This is a genomic window from Nonomuraea terrae (assembly GCF_044465245.1).
In the GTDB taxonomy this organism is placed as follows: Bacteria; Actinomycetota; Actinomycetes; order Streptosporangiales; family Streptosporangiaceae; genus Nonomuraea; species Nonomuraea terrae.
The window spans coordinates 719,715-744,411 of the sequence record NZ_JBITLL010000003.1; the positions used below are offsets into that span (position 1 = coordinate 719,715).

General features: G+C 71.7%; 25 protein-coding genes. 11 read left to right on the forward strand and 14 right to left on the reverse strand.

The window, feature by feature from the left end; translation table 11 throughout:
- Nucleotides 1–10: 10 nt before the first annotated feature.
- From ACIBP6_RS15800 to ACIBP6_RS15810, 3 genes are read right to left on the reverse strand one after another with little or no spacing between them, the layout of a single operon-like run.
- Entirely contained in the window at nt 11–445 is a 435-nt protein-coding gene (locus ACIBP6_RS15800) for an SRPBCC domain-containing protein (protein WP_397052672.1), read from the reverse strand.
- Nucleotides 435–776, reverse strand: coding sequence for a metalloregulator ArsR/SmtB family transcription factor (locus ACIBP6_RS15805; protein ID WP_132620756.1), 342 nt, complete (start codon nt 774–776; stop codon nt 435–437). The genes ACIBP6_RS15800 and ACIBP6_RS15805 overlap by 11 nt, the downstream gene beginning before the upstream one ends.
- On the reverse strand, nt 773–1,126 hold the full coding sequence (locus ACIBP6_RS15810) for a VOC family protein (RefSeq protein WP_397052674.1): 354 nt from the start codon (nt 1,124–1,126) through the stop codon (nt 773–775). Before ACIBP6_RS15810 ends, ACIBP6_RS15805 begins: the two co-directional genes overlap by 4 nt.
- Before the next feature lie 102 nt (nt 1,127–1,228).
- Here ACIBP6_RS15810 and ACIBP6_RS15815 point away from each other — a divergent pair, with 102 nt between their 5' ends.
- Nucleotides 1,229–1,891, forward strand: a complete 663-nt coding sequence (locus ACIBP6_RS15815) for a permease prefix domain 1-containing protein (RefSeq protein ID WP_397052676.1) — start codon at nt 1,229–1,231, stop codon at nt 1,889–1,891.
- Nucleotides 1,892–1,898: 7 nt separating this feature from the next.
- Here the strand turns inward: ACIBP6_RS15815 and ACIBP6_RS15820 are convergent, their stop codons facing one another.
- Nucleotides 1,899–2,234: a PadR family transcriptional regulator gene (locus tag ACIBP6_RS15820; protein WP_397052677.1), complete on the reverse strand. Its 336-nt coding sequence runs from the start codon at nt 2,232–2,234 to the stop codon at nt 1,899–1,901.
- Between the two features lie 86 nt (nt 2,235–2,320).
- Between ACIBP6_RS15820 and ACIBP6_RS15825 the strand changes: the two genes are divergently transcribed.
- The 8 genes from ACIBP6_RS15825 (at nt 2,321) to ACIBP6_RS15860 (ending at nt 10,596) form a co-directional block, all read left to right on the forward strand.
- The gene (locus tag ACIBP6_RS15825; RefSeq protein ID WP_397052679.1) at nt 2,321–3,484 is read left to right on the forward strand and encodes a cytochrome ubiquinol oxidase subunit I; all 1,164 of its coding nucleotides are present in this window, start codon (nt 2,321–2,323) and stop codon (nt 3,482–3,484) included.
- Nucleotides 3,485–3,495: 11 nt separating this feature from the next.
- A complete protein-coding gene (locus ACIBP6_RS15830) occupies nt 3,496–4,260 on the forward strand; it encodes a cytochrome d ubiquinol oxidase subunit II (protein ID WP_132620746.1) in 765 nt (254 codons plus the stop codon).
- A gap of 6 nt (nt 4,261–4,266) precedes the next feature.
- The gene (gene cydD, locus ACIBP6_RS15835) at nt 4,267–6,093 is read left to right on the forward strand and encodes a thiol reductant ABC exporter subunit CydD (RefSeq protein WP_397052681.1); all 1,827 of its coding nucleotides are present in this window, start codon (nt 4,267–4,269) and stop codon (nt 6,091–6,093) included.
- Between the two features lie 77 nt (nt 6,094–6,170).
- Entirely contained in the window at nt 6,171–7,961 is a 1,791-nt protein-coding gene (locus ACIBP6_RS15840) for an amino acid ABC transporter ATP-binding/permease protein (protein WP_397052683.1), read from the forward strand.
- An 83-nt stretch (nt 7,962–8,044) separates the two neighbouring features.
- A complete protein-coding gene (locus ACIBP6_RS15845) occupies nt 8,045–8,665 on the forward strand; it encodes a hypothetical protein (RefSeq protein ID WP_397052684.1) in 621 nt (206 codons plus the stop codon).
- A complete protein-coding gene (locus ACIBP6_RS15850) occupies nt 8,662–8,982 on the forward strand; it encodes a winged helix-turn-helix domain-containing protein (protein WP_397052686.1) in 321 nt (106 codons plus the stop codon). Before ACIBP6_RS15845 ends, ACIBP6_RS15850 begins: the two co-directional genes overlap by 4 nt.
- Nucleotides 8,982–9,863, forward strand: a complete 882-nt coding sequence (locus tag ACIBP6_RS15855) for an ABC transporter ATP-binding protein (protein ID WP_397052688.1) — start codon at nt 8,982–8,984, stop codon at nt 9,861–9,863. The genes ACIBP6_RS15850 and ACIBP6_RS15855 overlap by 1 nt, the downstream gene beginning before the upstream one ends.
- Nucleotides 9,856–10,596, forward strand: coding sequence for an ABC transporter permease (locus ACIBP6_RS15860; protein ID WP_397052689.1), 741 nt, complete (start codon nt 9,856–9,858; stop codon nt 10,594–10,596). Before ACIBP6_RS15855 ends, ACIBP6_RS15860 begins: the two co-directional genes overlap by 8 nt.
- A gap of 71 nt (nt 10,597–10,667) precedes the next feature.
- Here the strand turns inward: ACIBP6_RS15860 and ACIBP6_RS15865 are convergent, their stop codons facing one another.
- From ACIBP6_RS15865 to lon, 9 genes are all read right to left on the reverse strand, one after another.
- Nucleotides 10,668–11,912: a S1C family serine protease gene (locus ACIBP6_RS15865; protein ID WP_397052691.1), complete on the reverse strand. Its 1,245-nt coding sequence runs from the start codon at nt 11,910–11,912 to the stop codon at nt 10,668–10,670.
- Nucleotides 11,913–12,318: 406 nt separating this feature from the next.
- Nucleotides 12,319–12,477: a hypothetical protein gene (locus tag ACIBP6_RS15870; protein ID WP_397052693.1), complete on the reverse strand. Its 159-nt coding sequence runs from the start codon at nt 12,475–12,477 to the stop codon at nt 12,319–12,321.
- A gap of 81 nt (nt 12,478–12,558) precedes the next feature.
- Nucleotides 12,559–14,091: an AMP-binding protein gene (locus tag ACIBP6_RS15875; RefSeq protein WP_397052695.1), complete on the reverse strand. Its 1,533-nt coding sequence runs from the start codon at nt 14,089–14,091 to the stop codon at nt 12,559–12,561.
- A 101-nt stretch (nt 14,092–14,192) separates the two neighbouring features.
- On the reverse strand, nt 14,193–14,534 hold the full coding sequence (locus tag ACIBP6_RS15880) for a hypothetical protein (RefSeq protein ID WP_397052697.1): 342 nt from the start codon (nt 14,532–14,534) through the stop codon (nt 14,193–14,195).
- Nucleotides 14,489–14,749 carry a hypothetical protein gene (locus tag ACIBP6_RS15885; RefSeq protein WP_397052699.1) on the reverse strand — a complete coding sequence of 87 codons (261 nt, stop codon included), beginning with the start codon at nt 14,747–14,749 and terminating at the stop codon, nt 14,489–14,491. Before ACIBP6_RS15885 ends, ACIBP6_RS15880 begins: the two co-directional genes overlap by 46 nt.
- A 168-nt stretch (nt 14,750–14,917) precedes the next feature.
- The gene (locus ACIBP6_RS15890) at nt 14,918–15,757 is read right to left on the reverse strand and encodes a MetQ/NlpA family ABC transporter substrate-binding protein (RefSeq protein ID WP_397052701.1); all 840 of its coding nucleotides are present in this window, start codon (nt 15,755–15,757) and stop codon (nt 14,918–14,920) included.
- Nucleotides 15,758–15,766: 9 nt separating this feature from the next.
- Nucleotides 15,767–16,423, reverse strand: a complete 657-nt coding sequence (locus ACIBP6_RS15895; RefSeq protein WP_397052703.1) for a methionine ABC transporter permease — start codon at nt 16,421–16,423, stop codon at nt 15,767–15,769.
- Nucleotides 16,420–17,388 (reverse strand): methionine ABC transporter ATP-binding protein, encoded by a 969-nt coding sequence (locus ACIBP6_RS15900; protein WP_397052705.1) that lies wholly within the window; start codon nt 17,386–17,388, stop codon nt 16,420–16,422. The genes ACIBP6_RS15895 and ACIBP6_RS15900 overlap by 4 nt, the downstream gene beginning before the upstream one ends.
- Nucleotides 17,389–17,782: 394 nt before the next feature.
- Nucleotides 17,783–20,152, reverse strand: a complete 2,370-nt coding sequence (lon, locus tag ACIBP6_RS15905) for an endopeptidase La (RefSeq protein ID WP_397052707.1) — start codon at nt 20,150–20,152, stop codon at nt 17,783–17,785.
- 539 nt (nt 20,153–20,691) lie between these two features.
- On the opposite strand from lon, the gene ACIBP6_RS15910 reads away from it, so the two are divergent.
- On the forward strand, nt 20,692–22,038 hold the full coding sequence (locus tag ACIBP6_RS15910) for a sensor histidine kinase (protein WP_397052709.1): 1,347 nt from the start codon (nt 20,692–20,694) through the stop codon (nt 22,036–22,038).
- Nucleotides 22,035–22,694 carry a response regulator gene (locus tag ACIBP6_RS15915; protein WP_397052711.1) on the forward strand — a complete coding sequence of 220 codons (660 nt, stop codon included), beginning with the start codon at nt 22,035–22,037 and terminating at the stop codon, nt 22,692–22,694. The genes ACIBP6_RS15910 and ACIBP6_RS15915 overlap by 4 nt, the downstream gene beginning before the upstream one ends.
- Nucleotides 22,695–23,086: 392 nt before the next feature.
- Here the strand turns inward: ACIBP6_RS15915 and ACIBP6_RS15920 are convergent, their stop codons facing one another.
- Nucleotides 23,087–24,673 (reverse strand): flavin monoamine oxidase family protein, encoded by a 1,587-nt coding sequence (locus tag ACIBP6_RS15920; protein ID WP_397052713.1) that lies wholly within the window; start codon nt 24,671–24,673, stop codon nt 23,087–23,089.
- Nucleotides 24,674–24,697: the final 24 nt, after the last annotated feature.

The following is a 24,697-nucleotide window of genomic DNA, read 5'->3' on the forward strand; positions in this document are numbered from 1 at the left end:
TGAAGGCCGGTCAGAGGGCGGCGGCGAGGGAGTCGATCGTGCGGAAGTGGCGTGGCCAGCCGCCGCCCATGATGCGGCGGGACAGCTGCTGGACGTCGTCGTCCGGGTCGAAGCCCTCGTGGTCGAGGAACAGCCGAGTGCCCGTGCCCTCAGGCTCCAGCCGCCAGGTGACCGTCCAGTCGGCCTGTTTTCCGTCGCTCCAGCTGATCCGCAGGAGCTTCTCCCGCTCGATCTCCAGCACCTCGCAGTGCACGATCCCGTCGAACGCCACCGCCTTCTTCGGCTGCGTGGTGAACGTGAACCGGTGCCCCACCTCGGGCTTGAAGTCGTTGGGCATGAGCCACTCGGCCATCAGCTCCGGCTCGGTGAGCGCCCGCCACACCTTCGCCGGCGGATGCGCGAGGAACTGGTCGAGCCTGATGGCGGTGCGATCCTCAGCGGGCATCTTCGTCCTCCATGTCGTCCTCCATGTCGTCGAGCAGCGCGTCGAGCGCCGTGAGCCGCTCCCGCCAGAACCGTTCGTACGGGGTGAGCCAGTCGCGCAGCTCCAGGAGCGGGGCCGCCTCCAGCCGGTAGTGGCGCTCGCGGCCCTTGCGGGTCTCGGCGACCAGGCCGGCGTCCTTGAGCACCTTGAGGTGCTCCGACACGCTCGGCCGGCTCATGTCGAACCGCTCGGCCAGCCGGCCGGCGGGCTGGGCGCCCTCGTCGCGCAGCATCCGCAGCAGCTCCCGCCGCGCCGGGCTGGCCAGGGCGGCGAACAGGTGGTCGGCGCTCACGCCTGGCTGACCACGAAGCCGTTGCCGAACGGGTCGTGGAAGAGCAGCTGACGGCCCCACGCCTGCTGCTCCGGCCCCTCGAACGCGACCTCGGCGGCCCGCAGGCGGTCGGCGAGCGCGTCGAGGTCGGGGGCGGCGACGACCAGGCCGCCGATGGGCGCCGTGCCGGGGAACCAGGAGGCGAGCAACAGCGTGGTGCCGGCGCCCTTGGGCGCGACGGTGAGCCAGCGGCCCATCGGGAACGGGTTGTCGGTGCGCACCTCGAAGCCGAGGACGCCCGTGTAGAAGTCGAGCGCGCGGTCCTGGTCGGTGACGGGCACGGTGACGGTGAGGATCGAGGAGATGAGCATGCGGGACACTATACGTAGGAATTATCCTACGTATCAACCCGGTGCCGATATCAGGGCTTTCCCCGATGGGACCCCGGGGCCCGCGTCCCTAGACTTGAGGCCATGCGTATCGACGACTACGTGGCGGAGCTCAGCGGCGCGCTGTCCGGGCCACACGGCCCCAAGCGCGACCTGGTCGTCGAGGCGCGCGACAGCCTGGTCGACGCCGCAGCCGCGCTGGAGGGCGAGGGGGTCGACCGGGCCGAGGCCGAGCGGCTGGCGGTGGCGGAGTTCGGCGAGGTCCGCGAGGTCGCGCCCGGCTACCAGGCCGAGCTGACCGCGGCGTCGGGCCGGCGACTGGGCGTGCTGCTGTTCCTCAGCGTCCCCATCACGGTGGCCATGTGGTCGATGTTGTGGCGGCTCTACCCGGCCACCGACGACGCCTGGCTGAACCAGCCGGCGTGGTTCATGCCGGTCTCGCGGCTGCTCGACGTCGTCCAGCTCGGCGTCGGGCTCTACGGCGGGCTCGTGCTCTTCGCGCTGAGCCGGGGCGGCCGCTGGATCCGCCGGCCGCGCCTGGCCATCAGGTCGATGGCGGTGCTCGTCTGGGCCGCGCTGCCGGTCACCGGCGGGCTGGCGCTGCTGCTGTCGTACGGCGTGAGCGCGCCCAACACCCTCGACGCCCTTCCGGCCGCGCTGGCCAACCTGGTGACCTCGGCCATGTGGGGCCTGCAGATCTACTGCGCGACGCGTTGCCTGCGCCTGACCCGCTCCCCCGCGCGCTGACCGGCCGTCAGGCCGGGCCGCTCGCCTCCGCCCGCAGCACGCGGCCGATCACGCCGGTGAACTCCCGCCAGGCCGACCGCTCGCCTTCGAGCTGCTTCCTGCCCGACTCGGTCAGCCGGTAGGTGCGCCGCCTGCGCCCGCCCACCGTGGCCCACTCGCTCGACAGGTAGCCGATGCGCTCGAGCCGGCGCAGCGCCGGGTAGACGGTGCCCGTGGGCACGCTCAGCGCGCCGCCGCTGCGTTCCTGCAGGGCCTCGATGATGGCGTAGCCGTGCAGCGGCTCCCGCTCCAGCACTGAGAGCAGCAGCGCGTCCATGTGCCCGCGCAGCGCGTCCGGATTCATGTGTCCGATCCTAGACATCCGTTCGTCATGTAGGCAGTCTACATGTAGGCTGTCTATATGTAGATAGGCACAACAACGGAGTCGTGATGGACGTACTCGATCTGGCCCGCACGCAGTTCGCGGTGACGGGCAGCCTGCACTTCCTGTTCGTGGTGCTCACGCTGGGGCTGGCGCCGCTGGTGGCGATCATGCACACCCGGTGGGCGCGGTCGGGAAACCCGCTGCACGAGCGCATGACGCGGTTCTGGGGGCAGATCTACGTCGTCAACTACGCGCTGGGCATCGTCACCGGGCTGGTGATGGAGTTCCAGTTCGGGCTGGCGTGGAGCGGGCTGTCCCACTACGCGGGCGACGTCTTCGGCGCGCCGCTGGCCATGGAGACGCTGGTCGCGTTCTTCCTGGAGTCGACGTTCCTGGGGCTGTGGATCTTCGGCTGGGGGCGGCTGCCCCGCTGGGCGCACGTCGCCTGTATCTGGCTCGTGACGCTGACGGCGTACGCGAGCGCGTTCTTCATCATGGTGGCCAACTCGTTCCTGCAGAACCCGGCGGGCGCGGTGGTCTCCGGTGACCGGCTGGCGCTGACCGACTTCGGCGCCCTGCTGACGAACGAGGCGCTGGTCTTCTCGTTCCCGCACGTCATCGGGGCGGGGCTGTTCACCGGCGGCATGGTGCTGGTCGGCGCGAGCGCGTACAAGCTGCGGCGGCGCGCTCCCGAGGCGGAGTTCTTCACCAGGTCGCTGCGGACCGGCGTGGTCACGGCCGCCATCGGCATCTTCCTCACGATGGGCTTCGGGTACGCGCAGTTCGCCGGCGTCCAGGAGGGCAAGTGGGACAACACCGGGGCGGCGATCGCGCTCGGGCTCATGATCGAGTTCGGGCAGCTGCTGGGGCTGATCGTGTTGTTCGTGATGCTGCCGATGATCCGCAACCTGCACCGGAGGCGGTGGGCACATCCGATCCTCATCGTGATGACGCCGCTGCCGTTCGCGCTGGCGATCCTCGGCTGGGTGGCCCGCGAGGTCGGCCGGCAGCCGTGGATGATCTGGGGCAAGCTCACCGTGGCCGATGCCATGTCGCCCGGCCTGACCGCGGGCATGGTGACCGCGTCCCTCATCGGGTTCACGGTCGTGCTGGGGCTGCTGGCGGTCGTCGACTACGTGCTCATCGCCCGGGTCATCCGGCGCGGGCCGCAGGCGCCCGACCTCGGGGCCGCCGCCGCTGAGACGCGCTCCCCCGCGCTGAGCTACTGAGGAGTCCTGACATGGAAATGCTGTGGTTCGTCATCTTCGCGCTGCTGCTCGCCGGATATTTCGCCCTTGAGGGGTTCGACCTGGGCGTCGGGCTGCTGCTGCCGGTGCTGGGCCGGACGCGGGAGACCCGCGACCGGATGGTGGCCGCCATGGCGCCGTACGTGCTGGCCAACGAGGTGTGGCTGGTGGCGGTGGCCGGGACGCTGTTCGGGGTCTATCCGCTGCTGGAGGGGCGGGTGCTGTTCGGGCTGTATCCGCTGGTCGTGGCCATGCTGCTGAGCTGGATCCTGCGCGACGCCGGGCTGTGGTTCCGGCGCAGGATCGACGGCCCCCGCTGGCGCGGCTTCTGGGACGCGATGATCGCGTTCGGCTCGCTGGGCCTGTCGTTCGGCTGGGGCATGACCCTGTACGCCGCCGCCACCGGCTTCACGGCCTCGCCCGTGCACCCGCTCGGGCTCCTGCTGGGCGTGGTCGTGTCGCTGCTGTTCGCCCTGCACGGGCAGGCGTTCCTGGGCTGGCGGGCGCCGGGCGAGTTCGGGGCCGCCCGGTCGGGGCGGGCGCTCCTGGTGTCGGGGCTGGTGGCCGCGCTGCCGGCGCTGGGGGTGCTGGCGGGGGCGGCGCCGTACCTGCTGGAGCACACCGCGCCGGCGGCTACGTTGAATGTGCTCAGTGTCATGGTGCTGCCGTTCGCGCCGGTGATCCTGGGCGCGCAAGTATGGGTGTGGCGGACTTTCCGGCCAGGGAAGGACGCCTTCCGCGTCCCTTCCTTCTTCTGAGGTCTCGTGCACAAGGATCTCCTCGCGCTGATGCGGGCCGAGCGCTCGGTCCGCGTCCACCTCGGCGTCACCATGGCCGCGGCCGTGCTCGCGGGCCTGCTCGTGCTGGTGCAGGCGGAGCTGCTGGCCGGGGTGTTGTCGGGCAGGTTCACCGCGGCGGCCCTGGCGGTGCTGGCCGCCGTGGTCGGCGTACGCGCGCTGCTGGCCTGGACGCAGGGCGTCTTCGCCGGGCGCACCGCGACGGCGGTGAAGTCGGCGCTGCGTCACCGGCTGCTGCTGCGCCTGCGGGAGCTGGGGCCCGCCCGGCTGACCGCCCACCGCTCCGGCGAGCTCGTCACGCTGGCGGGGCGCGGGCTCGACGGCCTCGACAACTACCTGACCGGCTACCTGCCGTCGATCGCGGTGGCCGCGGTGGTGCCGGTGGCCGTGCTGATCCGGCTGTTCGCCGCCGACCTGGCCAGCGCGGTCATCGTGCTCGTCACGCTGCCGCTCATCCCGGTCTTCGGCGCACTCGTCGGCATGACCACCAAGGCCGTCACCGAGCGGCAGTTCACGGCGCTGTCGCGGCTCGGCGGGCACTTCCTCGACGTGGTGCGCGGGCTGCCGACGCTGCGGGCGTTCAGCCGGGCGCGCTACCAGGCGACGGTCGTCCAGCGGGTGGCCGACGAGCACCGCAGCGCCACCATGCGGACGCTGCGGGTGGCCTTCCTGTCGTCGCTGGTGCTGGAGCTGTGCGCGTCGCTGTCGCTGGCGCTGGTGGCGGTGCCGATCGGGCTGCGGCTGCTCGGGGGGTCGCTCGACCTGACGACGGCGCTGCTGGTGCTGCTGCTGGCGCCGGAGGCGTACCTGCCGCTGCGGGCGATGGGGACGCGCTTCCACGCCTCGATGGAGGGCGTGGCCGCCGCGGACGCCGCCTTCGCCGTCCTCGACCCCGCCGCCGACGATGAGAGGACCACCCCCGCTCCAGCCCAGGCGACCGGCACCCGGCCCGAGCCACCTCCCGGCGTGCCTGAGGACGGCCCTCGGCCGGCGCCCCCGTCTGCGGACGGCGGACGGCCCGAGCCGCGTCCCGATGCCGTGCCCGTGCCCGCGCCCGTGCCCGGGGGGCCGCCGGAGATCCGGCTGGAGCATGTGACCGTGCGCTACCCGGGCCGTGACACGGCCGCGCTGGAGGACGTCTGCCTCACCATCGCCCCGGGCGAGCGGGTCGCCCTGGTCGGTGAGAGCGGCGGCGGCAAGAGCACGCTGCTCCACCTGCTTCTCGGTTTCGTCCTGCCGTCCGAGGGGCGGGTCCTGATCGACGGCACGGACCTGCGCGACCTGGACCTCGCGGGCTGGCGGGCGCGGCTGGCGTTCGTCGCCCAGCGCCCGCACCTGTTCTCCGTGTCCGTGGCCGACAACATCCGGCTCGGCGCCCCCTCGGCCTCTCCCGGCGACGTACGGCGGGCAGCCGCGTCCGCGCACGCCGGCTTCGTGGCCGACCTGCCTCAGGGGTTCGACACGGTCGTCGGCGAGCGCGGCGCCAACCTGTCGGCCGGTCAGCGGCAGCGCGTCGCGCTGGCCCGCGCCTTCTGCCGCCCTGGCACGTCGGTTCTCCTGCTGGACGAGCCCACCGCACGTCTGGACGGGCGCAGCGAGGCCGCCGTGGTGGCGGCGACGGCGCAGCTGGCCCAGGACCGCACCGCCGTGGTGGTCGCCCACCGCCCCGCCATGATCGACCTCGCCGACCGCGTCATCCGCCTCCACGGCGGCCGCGTCGTCTCGGACACGACGCCAGGCTCCCGCCTGGTGAAGCAGGCGGCCCCCGCGGGGCCGGAGAGGAGCGGGGAATGACGCCGGGAGGCGCTGCCGCACAGGAGCCGGACACGACGCGGCCGACACCCGGCGGCACCGGTGGACAGGAGCCGGGCGTGGCGCGGCCGACACCGGGCGGCACCGGTGGGCAGGAGCCCGGCGTGGCGCGGTCGATGGGGATGCGGCTGGTTTGGGCCGTGCTGGCGGGGTCGGCGGCCGACCTGGCGGGGCTGGGGCTCATCGCCGCCGCCGCGTGGCTGATCACGCGGGCGGCCGAGCAGCCGCCGCTGGCCGCGCTGAGTGTGGCGATCGTGGCGACCCGGGCGTTCGCCACCGGCAAGGGCGTCTTCCGTTACGCCGAGCGGCTCACCGGCCACGACGTCGCCCTGCGCGCGCAGGCCGGCACCCGCGAACGCCTCTACGAAGCTCTGATCCCACCGCAGCAACCGCGCCAGGGTGGCGCCGACCTGCTCAGCCGCATGGTGGACGACACCGAGGCCGTCCAGGACCTGCTCGTCCGCTGCCTCCTTCCGGCCGCCGCGGCGGCGACGGCGGGCCTCGCCGCCGTCGTCATCGGGCTGACGATCCTGCCGGTGGCGGCGCTGGTGCTGGTGGCGGGGCTGGTGGTGGCCGGGGTGCTGCTGCCCGCCGGTACGGCCGCCGCCGCCCGGCGCTGGTCGGCGCGGATCGCTCCGGCACGGGCGGCGCTGGCGGGCCGGGTGGCCGACCTGGTGCACGGCTCGGCCGACCTGGCCGCGTACGGCGCCGACGGTGACGCGCTAGCCCGCGCCCAGGACGCCGACGCGGCGCTGGCCGCGCTCGAACGCCGCCAGGCCCGCGTACACGCCGCCGCCCTCGCCGGGGGCACGCTGGTGCAGGGGCTGACAGTGGCGGCCGTCGTCCTGCTCGCCCAGGCGGGCGGTGCGGACTCGGTGGGCACGGCCGTGCTGGCGCTGACGTCCCTGGTGGCCTTCGAGCCGGTGCTGCCGCTGGCGGCGGCGGGCGAGCGCCTCGCGGGCGTCACCGCGGCGCTGCGGCGCCTGCGGGAGGTGCGCGCCTCCACCCCGGCGGTCACCGAACCCGCCGCACCGGCCCCCCGCCCGGAGCCCCCGCTGACCGTCGAGGTCGACGACCTCGTCGTCCGCCATCCCGTCCAGGAACGTACGGACCAAGACGGCTCGGACGGAACCGGTGAGATCGCCCGCGCGCCCGGCGGCAGGGCGGGGCGGCCGGCGGTGGACGGGGTGTCGTTGCGGCTCACGCCGGGGAAGCGGGTGGCGGTCGTGGGGCCCAGCGGGGCGGGCAAGAGCACGTTGCTGGCCGCGCTGATGCGGCTGGTGGAGCCCGAGTCGGGCGCGGTCAGGGTCAACGGCGTCGACGTCCGTGACCTGGCGGGCGACGACGTGCGCGCCCTGATGACGGGGCTCACCCAGGACCCGTACATCTTCCGCGCCAGCCTGCGCGACAACCTGCGCCTGGCCGGCCCCGGCGCCGACGAGGAGACGCTGCGCCGCGCCGTACGCGATGCCCGTCTGGAGGAGTGGGTCGAGCGCACCGGATGGGACGCCGAGCTCGGCGAGGACGGCAGGACGGTCTCCGGCGGCCAGCTGCAGCGCCTGGCCCTGGCCAGGGCGCTGCTGTACGACCCTCCGGTGCTGCTGCTCGACGAGCCGGCCGAGGCACTGGACGAGGAGACGGCCGACCGGCTGATGAGCGACCTGCTCGACGTGACCCGCGACCGCACGACGCTGCTCGTGACGCACCGCCTCAAGGGCCTGGAGCTGGTCGACGAGGTCATCGTGCTGGAGGAGGGCCGGGTCGTGCAGCGCGGGCACCACGACGAGCTCGTGTCCGTGCCGGGCTACTACCGCGACCTGTGGGAGTCCGAGGTTCTGACCAGGCGGTAAGCCTGGCCTCTCGACAAGGCCGTTGTGTTTGCGACGCCATCAGGTTTATTCTGCAAACTACTTTGAGAATCCGAGGTGTTTGCATGGTGGACGACGACCGCGAGAAGAGTCCCGAGGAGATGCTCCGCGTCATGGAGGAGCAGAGCACCGCCACCGTCAGGTTGTTGCGGGGCGATCCACTCCTGCTCTACGTCCCGTGGGGCGTCGCCTGGCTGCTCGGCTTCACCGCGCTGTTCCTGCACTACGGGCTCGACGGGCGGCCCTACGCGCCGATCTCCCAGATGCAGGGCGTGGCCGTGCTGATGGTCGCCCAGGTGGTCGCGGGTGCGGTGGCGGCGTACGGGGTGGTGCGCATGGTCCGGCTCAGCCGCGGCGACAGCTCGTCCCGCGGCCTGATGTACGGCCTGGCATGGTTCGCCGGGATGGGGCTCATGACCATGATCGCGAGCAGGATGACCCTCCAACTGCCCCCCGACGAGAGCGGCCTGCTCTGGGCCGGCTTCTCGCTGACCGTGGTGGCCGTGCTGTACATGACAGGCGGCGCGATCTGGCTCCAATGGCCGATGTTCTTCATCGGCGCCTGGGTGGCCGCCGTCAACGGGCTCGGCGTGCTGCTCGGCGCCGGCTGGCACGCGCTGCTGACAGCCGCGCTGCTGGGCGCCGGGTTCATCCTCGTGGGCGGGTGGCTGAGGTTGCGCTGGTGAGCGCCGAGCAGCCGCTGCCCGAGCTCGACCCGGTGATCCACGCCCAGGCCCGCCTGCGGGTGGTCGCCGCGCTCAACGTCCTGCCCGAGGGCGACGAGATGGCCTTCAACTCCATGAAGGAGCTGCTCGGGATGACCGCGGGCAACCTCTCGGTGCACCTGACCAAGCTGGAGGACGCCGGCTACGTCCGGATCATCAAGACGCACAGGGGCCGCACGCCCGTCACGTACGCGGCGCTCACCAAGCGCGGACGGCTGGCCTTCGAGGACTACACCAAGGCGATCCGCGCCTTGCTGGACAACGCTGGAGGAGTCTGATGACGGTTCTCGCCAGGACGGTCGAGGCCACCCGCCGCTACGGCGACGTGCTGGCGCTCGACCGCGTCTCGCTCGACATCAGAGCGGGCGAGCTGGTGGGCCTGCTCGGCCCCAACGGCGCGGGCAAGTCCACCCTGATCAACCTGTTCGTGGGGCTGCGCCGCCCGACGTCCGGCGTGGTGGAGCTGCTCGGCGGCTCGCCCTCCGATCCGGTGCGGCGGCGCGGCATCGGCGTGACGCCGCAGGAGACCGGGCTGCCCGAGTCGTTACGCGTCGCCGAGATCGTCGACTTCGTCTCGGCCCACTTCCCTGACCGGCTCCCCAAGGAGGAGCTGCTGGCCCGCTTCGGGCTCGACGACCTGGCCAGACGGCAGGTCGGCGGGCTGTCCGGCGGGCAGCGGCGGCGGCTGGCGGTGGCGCTGGCGTTCGCCGGCAACCCGCGGCTGGTCTTCCTCGACGAGCCCACGACCGGCCTCGACGTCGAGGCGCGGCGCACCTTGTGGGAGGGCATCAGGTCCTTCCACGCCGAGGGCGGCACGGTGCTGCTCACCAGCCACTACCTGGAGGAGATCGAGGCCCTGGCCGAGCGGGTCGTGGTGGTGGCGGGCGGGCGCGTGCTGGCCGACGACACCGTGCGCGCCGTACGCGAGATCGTGGGCGTGCGCCGGGTGTCGTTCGCCGCGGCCGAGCTGCCCGAGCTGCCCGGCGTGGTGGGCGCCGAACGCCACGGCGACCGCGTCGACCTCGTCACCACCGACCCCGACCGGCTGGTCGTCGAGCTGGTGCGCAGCGGCGCGTCGTTCTCGGACCTGGAGATCAGGCCGACCACCCTCGAAGAGGCCTTCCTCGCCCTGACCTCGAAGGAGTCCGCGCATGTCTAGCCTGGTCGTCGCGCACACCCGCTATCTCCTGCTCGAACAGCTCAGGGTGCCGATCAGCCTGCTGGCCGGCGCGTTCTTCCCTGCCGTGGCGATGGTGGCGTTCGTGGTGCCGTTCGCGGGCAGCGACCCGCGCGCGGCCACGATGGCGACGGGCTCGCTGGCGTTCTTCGGCGCGATGTCGGGGGCGCTCATCGGGCTCAGCATCACCGTGGCGCAGGATCGCGAGCTGCCCTGGAACCCCTACCTCCGCACCCTCCCCGCGGGCCCGGCGCCCCGCTTCGCCGGGCGCATCCTGGCGACGCTGGCCGTCACGGTGACCTCCATGGTGCCCGTGCTGCTGGTGGCGGGCCTCTTCACCGAAGCCACGACCACGCCGCCGCGGCTGCTGCTGGGCCTGGGGGCCGTCGTCGCCGGCCTGTTGCCGTTCATGCTGCTCGGGCTGTTCATCGGGTTGGTGACGACGTCCAAGGCCGCGATCGCGGTGTCACAGGTGCTGTTCTTCCCGATGGCGGTCCTCGGCGGGCTGGTGATGCCGCCGCAGCTCCTGCCCGGGTTCGTCCAGGCGATCTCGCCGTACGTGCCCACCAGGGGCGTGGCCGAGCTGCTGTGGGCGATCACGGCGGGCTCCACGCCGGACGCGGTGGCGCTGGTCATGCTCGGCGTGTGGACGGTCGTCGCGGCCGCGGCCGCCGCCTGGGCCTACCGCCGCGACGAGGGCCGCCGCTTCTCATGAGTTCGGGGGGGGTGTGCCGCCGAGTCCGCAGCGATCTCGACGGCACACCCGTCCATGAGGGGGTCTTGGGGTCAGCTCTGCTCTTCGAGGGTGACGTCGACCTCGTGAGTCTTGCCGTCCCTCATATATGTGATCTTGACCTCTTGGCCCGGTTTGAAACCTCTGACCTGTCCCACAACCGTATCGCCCCCGTCAACCGTCTTGTCGCCGATCTTGGTGATCAGGTCGCCCTGCCGCAGACCGGCCTTCTCCGCCGGGCTTGCGGCGGTGACCTGGCGGACGAGGGCCCCGGGCACGTCGCCCATGGCGTCGGTGACGCTCACGCCGAGGAACGCGTGGGTGACCTTGCCGTCGTTGATGAGCTGCTCGGAGACCTGCTTGGCGGTGTTGACCGGGATGGCGAAGCCGACGCCGCCGCCCGCGGCCTCGGACGCGATCGCGGTGTTGATGCCGACCAGCTCGCCCGCGGCGTTGACCAGCGCGCCGCCGGAGTTGCCGGGGTTGATCGAGGCGTCGGTCTGGATGGCGCCGCCGATCGTGGTGAGCGGGCTCTGCTGCCCCTGCATGCCCCAGCCGGGCGGGAGCTGCTGGCGATCCTCGCCGAGGTTGAGCGTACGGTCGAGCGCGCTGACGATGCCCGCCGTGACGGACCCGTCGAGGCCGAGCGGGCTGCCGATCGCCAGCACGGGGTCGCCCACCCGGAGCCCGTCGCTGTCGCCCAGCGTGGCCTTGGTCAGCCCGGAGACGCCCTCCGCCCGGATGACCGCGAGGTCGGTGGCGGGGTCGGTGCCGACGACGGTGGCCTTGGCCGTCTTGCCGTCGCTGAACTTGACCGTCATCTGACCGGCCTGCCCCGCGCCGACGGCCACGTGGTTGTTGGTGAGGATGAGGCCGTCCTCCGACAACACCACACCGGAGCCCTCACCGGTCTGGCCCTGGATCATCACCACCGACGGCTGCACCTTGGTCGCGACCTCGGCCACGGTGAGCTGGTCGGAGGCGGTCTTGAAGACCGGGCCCGGCGTGCCGGTGGTGCTGCCGGCGACCGGCTGTGGCTGGAACGAGGTGGCGACGTAGGCTCCCACCGCACCGCCGCCGATCGCCATGGCGGCCAGGGCCAGACCGGCGACGGCCTTCTGGCCGGCGTTCAGCCGTGCCTTCACGGGCGTCCCGGCCGGCGGCGGTGGCGGCTGGGGCATGGGGTGCGTGTCCCTCCGGGGAAAGCCCCCGGCGGCCGGCGGAACGGCGCCGAACTGGCTCCACCCACCGGAGCGCTCCTGCTGAGGGCGCTGCTCGTGAGGCTCGTTCGCGTTCATCTGTCATCTCCTCAAGTCCCGATGGCTCAAGGATGTCAAGACCCGCGTAAGACCTGCTTAAGAGCCCGTTCGGCACGCTGCGAAACCACTCACGCACGCTTTATAGCCGCTGGTCGCACGGGCAGTCACCAGCCGCATGACCCGCAAAAAGATCTACCGGATCTTTGCACGGGCGAATCGGCGCTCCTGCGCGGGAGCCGACGTGCGCCCGGCGCGCGAGGTCGGCGTGCTCTGCGCCAGGTGATCAGAGGGTGGAAAGGTCGGCGCACACCTTCCCACCCTCGAACGATGTTTCGCCATACACGTCCGTTTTCCCGGACGGGATTTCCAGGCCGGTAAACGCCGCGTGTTCTTGGCTCATGGCATGGTCGAAACCACCGGCAGGAACGCGCATCCGTTCAGGGCCTCAATCCGGGCCCCCTTGATGACGTCGTAGCTTTCCCAGCCAGCGCCGCTTCTTCTCCTTCGTCTGCGGGCCGGCCGCCGTCGGCGTGGCCGTCTCGACCGGCTGCTTCTTCTTGAATCTGCGCAGGAACGTGCGCACCCGATCCATCAGTCTCCTCATGCGATCCACCTACCCGACAGGCGGCTGTCATGCCGCTGACCAGCGGCGACACCTGACCTGCCACCCGACGCCGGCGCTCCGTCAGCGGGCGGGCCAGTACGCGTCGCGGAGGAGGCGTTTGTAGAGCTTGCCGGTGGGGTGGCGTGGCAGCTCGGGGCGGAAGTCGACCGACTTGGGGCACTTGTAGTGCGCCAGGCGCTCCCGGCAGTACGCGATCAGCTCCGCCTCCAGCTCCGGGCCGGCCTCGTCCATCGACATCGGCTCCACCACGGCCTTGACCTGCTCCCCCATCTCCTCGTCCGGCACCCCGAACACCGCCACGTCGGCGACCTTCGGATGCACCGACAGCACGTTCTCGGCCTCCTGCGGGTAGATGTTCACCCCGCCCGAGATGATCATGTACGAGCGCCGGTCGGTGAGATACAGGAAGCCCTCGGCGTCGAGGTGGCCGATGTCGCCCAGCGTCGTCCAGCCCCTGCCCCGCGGGTCCTGGACCGAGCGGGTCTTCTCCGGGTCGCCGTGGTACTCGAAACGCCCGCCGCTCTCGAAGAAGATCGTGCCTTGCTCGCCGGGCGGCAGCTCGTCGCCGTCCTCGTCGCAGATGTGCACGGTGCCGAGCAGCGGGCGGCCGACGGTGCCCTTGTGCTTGAGCCAGTCCTCGGGACCCACGTACAGGAAGCCGTTGCCCTCGGTTCCGGCGTAGTACTCGTGGATGATCGGCCCCCACCAGTCGATCATCTGCTCCTTGACCGGGATGGGGCACGGCGCGGCGGCGTGGATCGCGTAGCGCAGCGAGGACAGGTCGTGCTTCTGCCTGGCCTCGGCGGGCAGCTTGAGCATCTTGATGAACATCGTCGGCACGAGCTGCGTGTGCGTCACCCGGTGCCGCTCCACCAGCGCGAGGTACCGCTCCGGGTCGAAGCGCTCCATCACCACCACCGTGGCCCCGAGCCGCTGGAACGACAGGCTGTAGCGCAGCGGCGCGGCGTGGTAGAGCGGCGCGGGCGACAGGTAGACGCTGTCCGCCGAGGGCGCGAAGAGGAACTGGATGAGCTGGAGCAGCGCGCCCGGCTCGGTGAGCGGGCCGTACGTCGAGGGCAGCTTGACGCCCTTGGGCCGGCCCGTGGTGCCCGAGGAGTAGAGCATGTCCATGCCCATGCACTCGTCCTCGATCGGGGTGACCGGCTGCCCGGCCACGGCCTGCTCGTACGACTGGAAGCCGTCGGCGGCGCCGTCCAGCATGAGCCGCAGCTCGACGCCGGGCGTGGCGGCGGTGACCGAGGCGGCGACGCCGGCCAGGTCGGCGCTGGAGATGAAGACGCGGGCGCCGCAGTTGTTGACGATGTAGGCCAGCTCGTCCGTCTGCAGCCGCGAGCTGATCGGCGTGTAGTACAGGCCCGATCGGTGCGCCGCCCAGGCGATGACGAGGAAGAGCGGGTGGTTGGCGAGCATGAACGCGATGTGGTCGCCGGGCCGCAGCCCGGCCGCCCGGAACAGGTGGGCCAGCCGGTTCGACTCTTCGTCCAGCTCGCGGTAGGTGACGATCCGTCCGGAGCCCGCCATGATCACAGCGGGCTTGTCGGGGGTGGCTGCTGCGATGGCTCCCGGATGCATGACCAGAACAGTATTCGGTGCGTCGGCGGCGGGCCAGGACCCAATTTCCGCGACGACGAAGCCGCGGCCTCACCTTCGAGTGCCGCGGCTTCGCGTGGGGCTCAGACGCCCGCGTGGTGGACCGACTCCCACCCGGAGTGGACGCCGGTCGGACGGGAGTGGTCGCCCCTGCTCACGTCCACGGAGATGTGGGCGGCGTTCTTACCGGAGAAGGAGAAGTGGCGGGGGTGCCTGCCGCAGTTGGCGAAGCTCTTGAACGAGGACGAGCCGTTCTCGTGCACGACCTTGAACGTCTCCCACGCGCACTTGCCCCTGCCCGACTTGTGGTTCACGAGCGTGCTGTGCACGGTGAAGAACTCCCTGTACCGCCACTCCCAGACCTTCTTGCCGACCTTCTTCACGACCCATTTGCAGTGCCGGTCGCCCTTGTGATCCTGAAGCACTCGCGGTCCCTGACGAAGTCGGTCTTCCAGTACCAGTGCCGGTAGCGCTGGCGGTCGACGGACACGTGACCGCGCGCGGCGGCCTTGTGGTCGGCGGAGAAGTAGGGGCCCCAGCCCGCCTGGGATGTGGTGGACGCGCCGGCCGCGGCCGGCGTGAGGACCGCGGCCACGGCGGCCGCGGTGATGCCGAGCATGATTCGTGAGGCGATTCGCACGGGGTCTCCTCGGGAGAGGTTTTCCTGACCCCGCTTTCGTACGCCTTCCTGATTGCTCTCGGCTTACAATTCGCTTAACGCCATAAAAGGCCGGATAAGATGATATTCCAGAATGATCGTGAAAAATCCTGATCATTAGGTTGATCATTTATCCGGCCCCTTGATGTGTTACTCGGCGGGGATCACCGAGCCCTGGTACTTCTGCTCGATGAAGTCCTTGACCTTCTGGTCCCGCAGGAGCTTGCCGAGGGTGACGATGTTGGCGTCCTTCTCGTGGCCCGCCTGGACGACCAGGCCGTTGACGTACGGGTTGCCCTCGGTCTTCTCCAGCACCAGGGCCTGCGAGGCGGGCTTGAGCCCGGCCTCGATGGCGTAGTTGCCGTTGATCACCGCGGCGTCGACGTCCTCCAGCGAGCGGGGCAGCTGGGCCGCCTCCAGCGCCTTGAACTGCAGGTTCTTCGGGTTCGCCGTCACGTCGCGCTCGGTGGCCGCGGTGCTCGCGCCCTCCTTGAGGGTGATCACGCCGTTGTCGGCGAGCAGCTTGAGTGCGCGGCCGAGGTTGGTGGCGTCGTTCGGGAGCGCCACGGTGGCGCCGGCCGGCAGCGCGGAGACGTTCGTGATCTTCTTGGAGTACAGGCCGAGCGGCTCCAGGTGGACCGGCGCGACGAAGCTCAGGTCGGTGCCCTTGGTGGCGTTGAAGTCGTCGAGGTACGGCTTGTGCTGGAAGAAGTTGGCCGTGAGCTGCCCCTCCTCGAGCTGGACGTTCGGCTGCACGTAGTCGGTGAACTCCACGATCTCGAGCTTCAGCCCGGCGGCCGGGGCCAGGTTGTCCTTGACGAAGTTCAGGATCTCCGCGTGCGGCACGGGGCTCGCGCCGACGCGGAGCACGGCGTCAGCGCCCTCAGCGGTGGCGCCACCAGTGGCGCCGTCGGTGGCGGACTGCGACGTGCCGCATGCGGCGAGCGACAGAGCCAGCGCGACAGCACCCACAATGCGGTGAATTTTCATGATTTTTCCTTACTTATGCGATAGTCGGCGAGCGATCAGGTCGCCGAGGCTCTGCAGCAGTTGCACGATGACGATGAGCAGGACGACGGTCACGATCATGAGGAGCGTCTCGAAGCGCTGGTAGCCGTACCGGACGGCCAGGTCGCCCAGCCCGCCCCCGCCGAGCGTGCCCGCCATGGCGGAGTAGCCGATGAGCGCCACGACCGTCACGGTCAGGCCCGCGACCAGGCCGGGCAGTGCCTCCGGCAGCAGCACCTTGCGCACGATCGTGGTCCGGCTCGCGCCCATGGCCTGCGCGGCCTGCACGACGTCGGTGCCGACCTCGCGCAGCGCCGTCTCCACCAGCCGCGCGTAGAAGGGCACCGCCCCGACGGTCAGCGGCACCACGAACGCGGCGGTGCCGATGGTCGTCCCGACGACGAGCCGGGTGAACGGGATGATCGCGATCATCAGCACGATGAACGGCAGCGACCGCCCGATGTTGACCACGAACCCGAGCGCCGCCCGGGGCCCCGGCAGCGGCCGCAGCCCGTCGCGGTCGAACGCCACCAGCGCCACGCCGAGCGGCAGCCCGAACAGCAGGGTGAACAGCGTCGACCACCCGACCATCTGCGCCGTCTCCAGCGTCGCCGGGCCGAGCAGCGGCAGGATCTCTTCCCAGGTCACGCGGCCTCCTCGACGATCAGCCCGGAATCCCTCAGGTACGCCAGCGCCGCGGGCCGGTCGGCGCCGTCGAGCGTGACGCGCAGCCGGCCGACGGGACCGGCCGGCAGCTCCTCGATGGAGCCGCCCAGGATGCTGAGGTCCACGTCGAACTTGCGCACGACCGCCGACACCACGGGCTCCGACACCACGGGCTGGCGCGGGTCGCCGGTGAACGTCAGCGTCACCGAGCCGGCCGGCGCGGGCTCGGGCAGCGGGAAGATCTCCCGGGTCAGGCGGGAGCCGGGCGTGCGGATGAGGTCGGCGATGGCGCCGGACTCCTCGATGCGGCCGTTCGCCATGATGGCCACCGAGTCGCAGACGCTCTTGACGACGTTCATCTCGTGGGTGATGAGCAGGATCGTCAGGCCGAGCTCGGCGTTGAGGCGCTTGAGCAGGGCGAGGATCGACTGCGTGGTGGCCGGGTCGAGGGCGGAGGTGGCCTCGTCCGACAGCAGCACGGCCGGCTCGCCGGCCAGCGCGCGGGCGATGCCGACGCGCTGCTTCTGGCCGCCGGACAGCTGGTGGGGCCGGTCCTTGCCGCGCCCGTCGAGCCCGACGAGCTCCAGCAACTCGGCGACACGGCGCTCGCGCTCGGCCTTGGGCACCCCCATGACCTCCAGCGGGAAGGCCACGTTGCCGGCGACCGTACGCGAGGAGAGCAGCGCGAAGTGCTGGTGGATCATGCCGATGCGCTGCCTGGCCCGGTTGAGCTCGGCGTTGCCCAGCGCGGTCAGGTCCTGGCCGGCGACCGTGACGGTGCCGGCGGTGGGACGTTCGAGCAGGTTGACGCAGCGCAGGAGGGTGCTCTTGCCGGCGCCGCTCTGGCCGAGCACGCCGTAGATCTCGCCTTCGCGCACGTGCAGGTCCACGCCGTCGAGCGCGACGGTCGTGCCGTACTGCTTGCGCAGGCCTGAAGCCTGGATCACGGGACTTCCCCACGACTGAGGGCGGCCACGAGCGCGGCCGCGGGAACGTACATCACCGGACGAGGAGAAACCGAGCGGTCAGCGGGTGCCCGGGGGGAACGGCAGGTGCGTCAGCCTGCGCAGCACGAAGCCAGGTGTGATCATGAGGGAACCTTCGAGGGAACGGGCGGAAGGGGTGGTCTAGCGGGCCGGCATTCGCCCCATACGCATGCGGCGACACGCGCCGCTGTGGGCACGGTGGTCGGTCGCGTATACCTCGTTCACGACTTGCCTAACGGAATACGGAGATTTCTCTATTCCGCCGCCGCTTGGTGATGTGTGTCACGCTGCGTGACATGAGACTGCCCCGCCGTACCCCAGGAGGCCGGGTGCGGCGGGGCAGTCGCCCGGGGGGTCAGGCCGCCACGGTCGAGGCGACCTGAGCCGGGGCGAGCGCGATGTCGAGGACCTCGCGCACGTCGCTGACCGGGTGGATGGTCAGCTCGTCGCGGACCTCCTCGGGCACGTCGTCGAGGTCGGGCTCGTTGCGCGCCGGGATGAGGACGGTCGTGATGCCCGCGCGGTGGGCCGCCAGCAGTTTCTGCTTGACGCCGCCGATCGGCAGCACCCGCCCGGTCAGCGAGATCTCGCCGGTCATGGCGACGTCGCTGCGGACCAGCCGCCCGGACAGCAGCGAGGCCAGCGCCGTGGTCAGCGTCACGCCCGCCGAGGGGCCGTCCTTCGGGACGGCGCCCGCCGGGAAGTGGACGTGCACCGAGCGGTCCTTCAACGCGGTGACCGGCAGCTCCAGCTCCGCGCCGTGCGAGCGCAGGTAGGACAGCGCGATGCGGGCCGACTCCTTCATCACGTCGCCGAGCTGGCCGGTCAGCGTGAGGCCCGTCTCGCCGGTCTCGGGGTCGGCCAGCGACGCCTCCACGTAGAGCACGTCGCCCCCCGCCCCGGTGACCGCCAGACCCGTGGCCACGCCGGGCACCGAGGTGCGCTGGGAGGTCTCGGGCAGCGACGACTCCGGCACGAACCTCGGCCGGCCGAGGTAGCCCACCAGGTCGTCGGCGCCGACGGTGACGGGCAGCTCGTCCTGGTCGTCCGAGCGGGCCGCCACCTTGCGCAGGACGCGGGCGACCGAGCGCTCCAGCGAGCGCACGCCGGCCTCGCGGGTGTACTCGGCGGCGAGCCTGCGCAGCGCGGCGTCCTCGACCGTGACCTCCTCGGCCGTCAGGCCCGCGAGCTCCAGCTGCCGGGGCACGAGGTGGTCGCGGGCGATCGCGACCTTCTCGTCCTCGGTGTAGCCGTCGAGCGTGACGACCTCCATGCGGTCGAGCAGCGGCCCGGGAATGGCCTCCAGGACGTTGGCCGTGGCCAGGAAGAGCACGTCGGACAGGTCGAGCTCGACCTCGAGGTAGTGGTCGCGGAACGTGTGGTTCTGGGCCGGGTCGAGCACCTCCAGCAGGGCGGCCGTCGGGTCGCCGCGGTAGTCGGCGCCGACCTTGTCGACCTCGTCCAGCAGGACCACCGGGTTCATCGAGCCGGCCTCGCGGATGGCGCGGACGATGCGGCCGGGCAGCGCGCCGACGTAGGTGCGCCGGTGGCCGCGGATCTCGGCCTCGTCGCGGACGCCGCCGAGCGCGACGCGGACGAACTTGCGGCCCATCGCGCGGGCCACGGACTCGCCGAGCGACGTCTTGCCGACTCCGGGAGGGCCGGCCAGGGCGAGGACGGCGCCGCTGCGGCGGCCGCCCACCACGCCGAGGCCCTTGTCCTGGCGGCGCTTGCGCACGGCCAGGTGCTCGATGATGCGGTCCTTCACGTCGGTGAGCCCGGTGTGGTCGGCGTCGAGCACGGCCCTGGCGCCCGCGATGTCGTAGTTGTCTTCCGTACGGTCGTTCCACGGGATGTCGAGCACCGTGTCGAGCCAGGTGCGGATCCAGCCGGTCTCGGGAGACTGGTCGGACGTCCGCTCCAGCTTGTCGACCTCCTTGAGCGCGGCCTCGCGCACCTTCTCCGGCAGGTCGGCGGCCTCCACGCGGGCGCGGTAGTCCTCCTCCTCGGTCTCGGAGTCGCCGTTGAGCTCCTTGAGCTCCTTGCGCACGGCGGCGAGCTGCTGGCGCAGCAGGAACTCGCGCTGCTGCCTGTCCATGCCCTCCTGGACGTCCTTGCGGATCGTCTCGGCGACGTCGAGCTCGGCGAGGTGCTCACGGGACCACTCGATCAGCTTGGCCAGCCGGTCGGCGGGGTCGGCGGCCTCCAGCAGCTCGACCTTCTGCGCCGTGGTCAGCCACGGGGTGTAGCCGGAGCTGTCGGCCAGCACCGACGGGTCGTCGATCTGGTTGACCTGGTCGACCACCTGCCAGGCGCCGCGCTTCTGCAGGATGGTGGTGGCCAGCGCTTTGTACTCCTTGGCCAGCTCCTGGGCGTGCTCGCCCACGGGGACGGCGTCGATCGTCTCGGCCTCGACCCACAACGCCGCGCCGGGGCCGGTCGTGCCGGTGCCCACGCGGACGCGGTCGACACCGCGCACCACCGCGGCGGGCTCGCCGCCGGGCAGCCTCCCGACCTGCTCGACCACGGCCCGCACGCCGATCGCGCCGTAGCGGCCGTCGATCCGGGGAACGAGGAGGACCCGCGGCTTGTTGCCGCCAGATGCGCGGGCTGCGTCGATGGCGGCGCGGACCTCGGAGTCGGACAGGTCCAGCGGGACCACCATGCCCGGCAGGACGACGGCGTCGTCCAGCGGCAGGACCGGGAGGGTCAAGCTCTCACTCATGCGCACTCCAAAGGGTTGAGTTATACCGACTCAATTCATCGGAGCCCTCTGGTGTTCCCTTCTCTGCCGATGTTCGCTCAGGGCGATCGTAATCATGTAAGCGATACCTGAGGGTGACACCGGAATCAACCCGTGGTCCGACGCTGGGCGCGGCCCCGGCGCGTAGTCTCAGCCGGGTGATCAGCGCCCGCTCCCTCAGCCACCGGCGCCGCCGCCCAACCCCTCAGGAGGAGCCGGCCCGCACCGACACCACCGGCGGCCGACGCGCCCCGGGCGAGGATCCCCCGGAACCCGGGGCTCCGGAGCCCGGCAGTCCACAGCACGCAAACCGGCAACCCGACGGCGCGCCACCCGGCAGCGCGCAACCCGGGACACCGGAGCCGCAGAGTGTGGAGCCCGGCGGTGACAGGCGCGCTGCCGGCGTGTCCGAGGAGCCCGCCACGGGCCGGCCCCCTTCGGCGCACGCCGGCGCCGAAGACGCCCGTCCCGCTGGAAGCCCTGACGGCCGAGACCCTTCCCGTGGAGGGCGCGACCGGGTCGTGGCGTGGGCGCGGGTGGTGGTCGAGCCGGTGGCGATGGCGCTCTTCAAGGGTGACGCCGACCCGGCGCCGCCGGCGCGGCGGCCGACGATGCGGGTGCCGCGCGCCTTCCGGGTGCTGCTGCCGTCCAGGAGCGTCGGCCTCGTGCAGGTGGCCGACATCGCACTGGCCGTGATCCTTCACGGGGTGACCGTCTCCACGGTGCTCGGCTGGAACTCCCGAGTCCCCGGGCAGCCGGTCGGCGAGAGCCTGGTCCATCTGACCGGGATCGGCGTCTGCCTGCCCCTGGTGCTGCGCGACCGCCTGCCGCTGGCCGCGTGGCGGGTCGCGGCCGTGCTGCTGCCGGTCGTCATCTGGGTGACGATCCGGCTCGACGGGGCCGCGCCGCCGTACCCGTTGCCGGCGATCATCATGTACCTGCTGGTCCTCTACTCGGTCGCCGTGCACTGCGAGCGCCGCGTCACCATGGCCGTCTGGGCTGTCACGGTCCTGGCCGCCTGGATGATCCACCCCAACTCGATGGCGCTGGTGACCGTCGTGGTGTCGGTGGCGGTGGTGTTCGGCTACAACGTCCGCGTACGCCGCACCGCGACGGCTCGGCTCGTCGAGGAGGAACACCGTACCCGGCAGGCCGAGGGCGCCCAGGCCGTGCTGGAGGAGCGGGCCCGCATCGCGCGGGAGCTGCACGACGTGGTGGCGCACCACATGTCGGTGATCGCGATCCAGGCGGAGGCGGTGCCGCTGAAGGCGGGCGGCGACGCCGCGCAACTGGAGGCCGGGCTGGCCGAGATCCGCCAGCTGTCGCTGGAGGCGATCGCGGAGCTGCGCCAGGTCCTCGGCGTGCTGCGTGATCCGGAGGGCCGCGTCGACACCGCCCCGCAGCCGGGGCTCGACCGGATCGACGAGCTGGTCGCCAACGCCCGCGCCGCCGGGCTGGCGGTGCTGGTCAAGCGGTCCGGCTCGCTGGAGGGGCTGCCGCCGGCCGTGGGGTTGTCGGCGTACCGGATCGCGCAGGAGTCGCTGTCCAACGTGATGCGGCACGCGCCGGGGGCGGGCGTCGCCGTCGACCTCAGCCGCGGCGGCGGTGAGCTGACGCTGCACATCGTCAGCGGACCAGGCACCGGCCCGGGCGCCGGAACCGGCGCGGTGGCCGACAGCCGGCGCAGCACCGGTCAAGGGGCCGGGCACGGGGTCGGGCGAGAGGCCGGGCACGGGGGTGGGCAGGGGCTGGTCGGAATGCGGGAGCGGGCGGCGCTGCTCGGCGGCACGCTGGAGGCCGGGCCGCTGCCCGGTGGAGGGTTCGAAGTACGCGCTGCGCTGCCCGCCGGGCAGGGGGAGGTCACGTGATCCGGGTGCTGATCGCCGACGATCAGGGCATGGTGCGCACGGGTTTCACCGTGTTCCTGAGCACGCAGCCCGACATCGAGGTCGTGGGCGAGGCGGGCGACGGGCGCGAGGCGGTCGAGCGGGCCGCGGAGCTGCGTCCCGACGTGGTGCTCATGGACGTGCGGATGCCGGTGATGAACGGGCTGGAGGCCACCCGGGAGCTTCTCTCGCGTGCGACCCCGGTGCCCAAGGTGCTCATCCTGACGACGTTCGACCTCGACGACTACGTCTACGAGGCGCTGCGGGCGGGCGCCAGCGGGTTCCTGCTCAAGGACGCGTCGGCCGCGCAGCTCGCCGAGGCCGTACGCGTGGTCGCGGCCGGCGACGCGCTCATCGCGCCGGCGGTGACCAAACGGCTGATCACGGAGTTCGCCCGGATGGGCGCGACCCGGCCGGTGGCGGGCCGGCGGCCGGCCGAGCTGACCGACCGGGAGAGCGAGGTGCTCACGCTGGTGGCCCAGGCGCTGTCCAACCAGGAGATCGCCGGCAAGCTGTTCGTGGCCGAGCAGACGGTCAAGACGCACGTCGGGCGGATTCTGACGAAACTCGGGCTGCGCGACCGCGCCCAGGCCATCGTGTACGCCTACGAGACCGGCCTCGTCCGCCCCGGCACCTGACCCCGCGAGCACACCCGGGTGCTCCCCGGCGCTCGTCGGCCGACGAGCGTTCGCTGGCCGACGAGCGCCGGGGGCGCGACCCGTGGCTCGGCCTGGGCGGGCGCCGGGCGGATACGGTTCGGGCGGTTCCTCTGCCGCACCGGTCTGAACGGCGGTCCGGACGGTTCCCCGGCCCCGCCGGTCTGAACGGCGGTTCGGGCGGTTCCCCGGCCCCGCCAGTCTGAACGGCGGTTCGGGCGGTTCCCCGGCCCCGCCAGTCTGAACGGCGGTTCGGGCGGTTCCCCGGCCCCGCCAGTCTGAACGGCGGTCCGGACGGTTCCCCGGCCCCGCCGGTCTGAACGGCGGTCCGGGTGGAGTCGTCGGGCGTGCGATCAGTCTGCGGTGGGGTCCTCTCAGTTGGCGTTCATGACGCGCTGGTGCAGCCCCATGACGACCTGGCGGGCCGACTCCAGGGCTCCCGACTGCCAGGCGATCATGTGGCTCAGCCAGTCGCCGGCGAAGTACACGCGGCCGGCGGGCTTGTTGAGGAGCTGGTATGCGCCCTGGCGGGACGGCCAGCTCACCCATGCCCCCTCGATGTTCGGCTGGAGGTTCCACGCGACGGACACCGACGTCGCCAGCTCGTCGCGATACTTCGCACCGTGGATCTTCATGCCCTGCTCGACCGCGCGGCGCTCGCGCTCCGGGGACGTGAGCGCGGCGTACGCGTTGGCCTGGGCGTCGAAGTTGTAGTAGCCGACCACCAGTCCGCGGGCCGAGCCGTACCCGTAGGAGGGGTAGAGAATCTGGGTCAGGTCGAGGTCGGTGGCGGTGATGCCGCCGTAGATGTCCTCGTCGAGCTCCCACCAGCGGCGGTTGTACTCCAGCCCGATCTTGCCCGCGTTGACGACGGTCGGGGTGGCGAGGGCGGCCTGGACCTCCGCGCCGAGATTGTGCGGGGTCCTGGCGAGGATGTGCGGAGGCATCGCCGCAACGCACAGATCCGCGCTGATCTTCCGGGTGGTGCCGTAGTGGTCCCGGTACTCCACCTCCACGCCGTCCTGCAGATTGGTGATCTTCGTGACCTTGGAACGCAGCAGGATCCGCTCGGGCCCGATCCTCGCGGCGAAGGCCCGGGGGATCATGTCCATGCCGCCGACGGGGTGGAACATCAGCATCGCCTGGTCGTAGCCATGCTCGAACTCGAACCACTGACCGACGCCGCTCGCCAGCACCTCCGACAGTGACGGCACCGGCCCGAGCACCGTACCGGCCTCGTCACCCGCGCCCGGGTTCACGCTGTAGCCGCGGCGGGGGGTTCCCGTGTACCTGAATCCGCTCGCCTTGTTGCCCACCGCCCCGAAGCTGGACAGAAACGCGATCAGCCGCTCTTTGTCCTGCGCGGTCAGCGCGGCGTCCAGCGCCCCCGCGTCGGTCGCCCGCGACAGCAGTTCTGCGACGTAGCCGTACATGTCGGCCTTGGCCGTACGCCAGCGGACAGGGGCCCCCACGTGCTGGTGGTAGATGTACGCCTGGGCGTTGGAGTTGGTGAAGATCTCCAGGTCCACGCCCAGCTCGCGGCAGTAGTCCATGGTGACCATCCACTGCGCCAGCCGGGTCGGGCCCGCGTTGAAGTGGATGCCGTCGCTGAACTTCGCGACCTGGAAGGAGCGGTTGAGCTCAAGCACCCTGTCGCCGCCGCGGATGGTCCAGTTCCGGCCACCGACCCGGTCGAGCGCCTCCAGGATCGTGCAGTCGTAGCCCGCCTTGCCGAGCTCGTACGCCGTGGCGAGGCCGGCGATCCCCGCGCCGAGGATCACCACCCTGTTCGCGGACCGCCCGGTGAGTGAGAAGTCGGTCGGCTGCGGCGGCGCGAAGGCGCCCTTCGCCGACGCCTCGGCGGAGGGCGCGAGCCCAAGTGCGCCCATGGTCGCCAAGAGCGCGCCCGCCCCGCCGGACATGCCGACCGCGGACAGGAAATTGCGTCTGCTGTACGTCAACGCCGACCTCCAGGATTCAGGGCG

Coding starts and splice junctions, on each gene's coding strand:
- ACIBP6_RS15860 (WP_397052689.1), top strand. CDS start 9,856: ATGTCTAGCCTGGTCGTCGCGCACACCCGCTATCTCCTGCTCGAACAG.
- ACIBP6_RS15825 (WP_397052679.1), top strand. CDS start 2,321: ATGGACGTACTCGATCTGGCCCGCACGCAGTTCGCGGTGACGGGCAGC.
- ACIBP6_RS15865 (WP_397052691.1), bottom strand. CDS start 11,912: ATGAACGCGAACGAGCCTCACGAGCAGCGCCCTCAGCAGGAGCGCTCC.
- lon (WP_397052707.1), bottom strand. CDS start 20,152: ATGAGTGAGAGCTTGACCCTCCCGGTCCTGCCGCTGGACGACGCCGTC.
- ACIBP6_RS15845 (WP_397052684.1), top strand. CDS start 8,045: ATGGTGGACGACGACCGCGAGAAGAGTCCCGAGGAGATGCTCCGCGTC.
- ACIBP6_RS15890 (WP_397052701.1), bottom strand. CDS start 15,757: ATGAAAATTCACCGCATTGTGGGTGCTGTCGCGCTGGCTCTGTCGCTC.
- ACIBP6_RS15820 (WP_397052677.1), bottom strand. CDS start 2,234: ATGAATCCGGACGCGCTGCGCGGGCACATGGACGCGCTGCTGCTCTCA.
- ACIBP6_RS15830 (WP_132620746.1), top strand. CDS start 3,496: ATGGAAATGCTGTGGTTCGTCATCTTCGCGCTGCTGCTCGCCGGATAT.
- ACIBP6_RS15800 (WP_397052672.1), bottom strand. CDS start 445: ATGCCCGCTGAGGATCGCACCGCCATCAGGCTCGACCAGTTCCTCGCG.
- ACIBP6_RS15855 (WP_397052688.1), top strand. CDS start 8,982: ATGACGGTTCTCGCCAGGACGGTCGAGGCCACCCGCCGCTACGGCGAC.
- ACIBP6_RS15870 (WP_397052693.1), bottom strand. CDS start 12,477: ATGAGGAGACTGATGGATCGGGTGCGCACGTTCCTGCGCAGATTCAAG.
- ACIBP6_RS15810 (WP_397052674.1), bottom strand. CDS start 1,126: ATGCTCATCTCCTCGATCCTCACCGTCACCGTGCCCGTCACCGACCAG.
- ACIBP6_RS15815 (WP_397052676.1), top strand. CDS start 1,229: ATGCGTATCGACGACTACGTGGCGGAGCTCAGCGGCGCGCTGTCCGGG.
- ACIBP6_RS15875 (WP_397052695.1), bottom strand. CDS start 14,091: ATGCATCCGGGAGCCATCGCAGCAGCCACCCCCGACAAGCCCGCTGTG.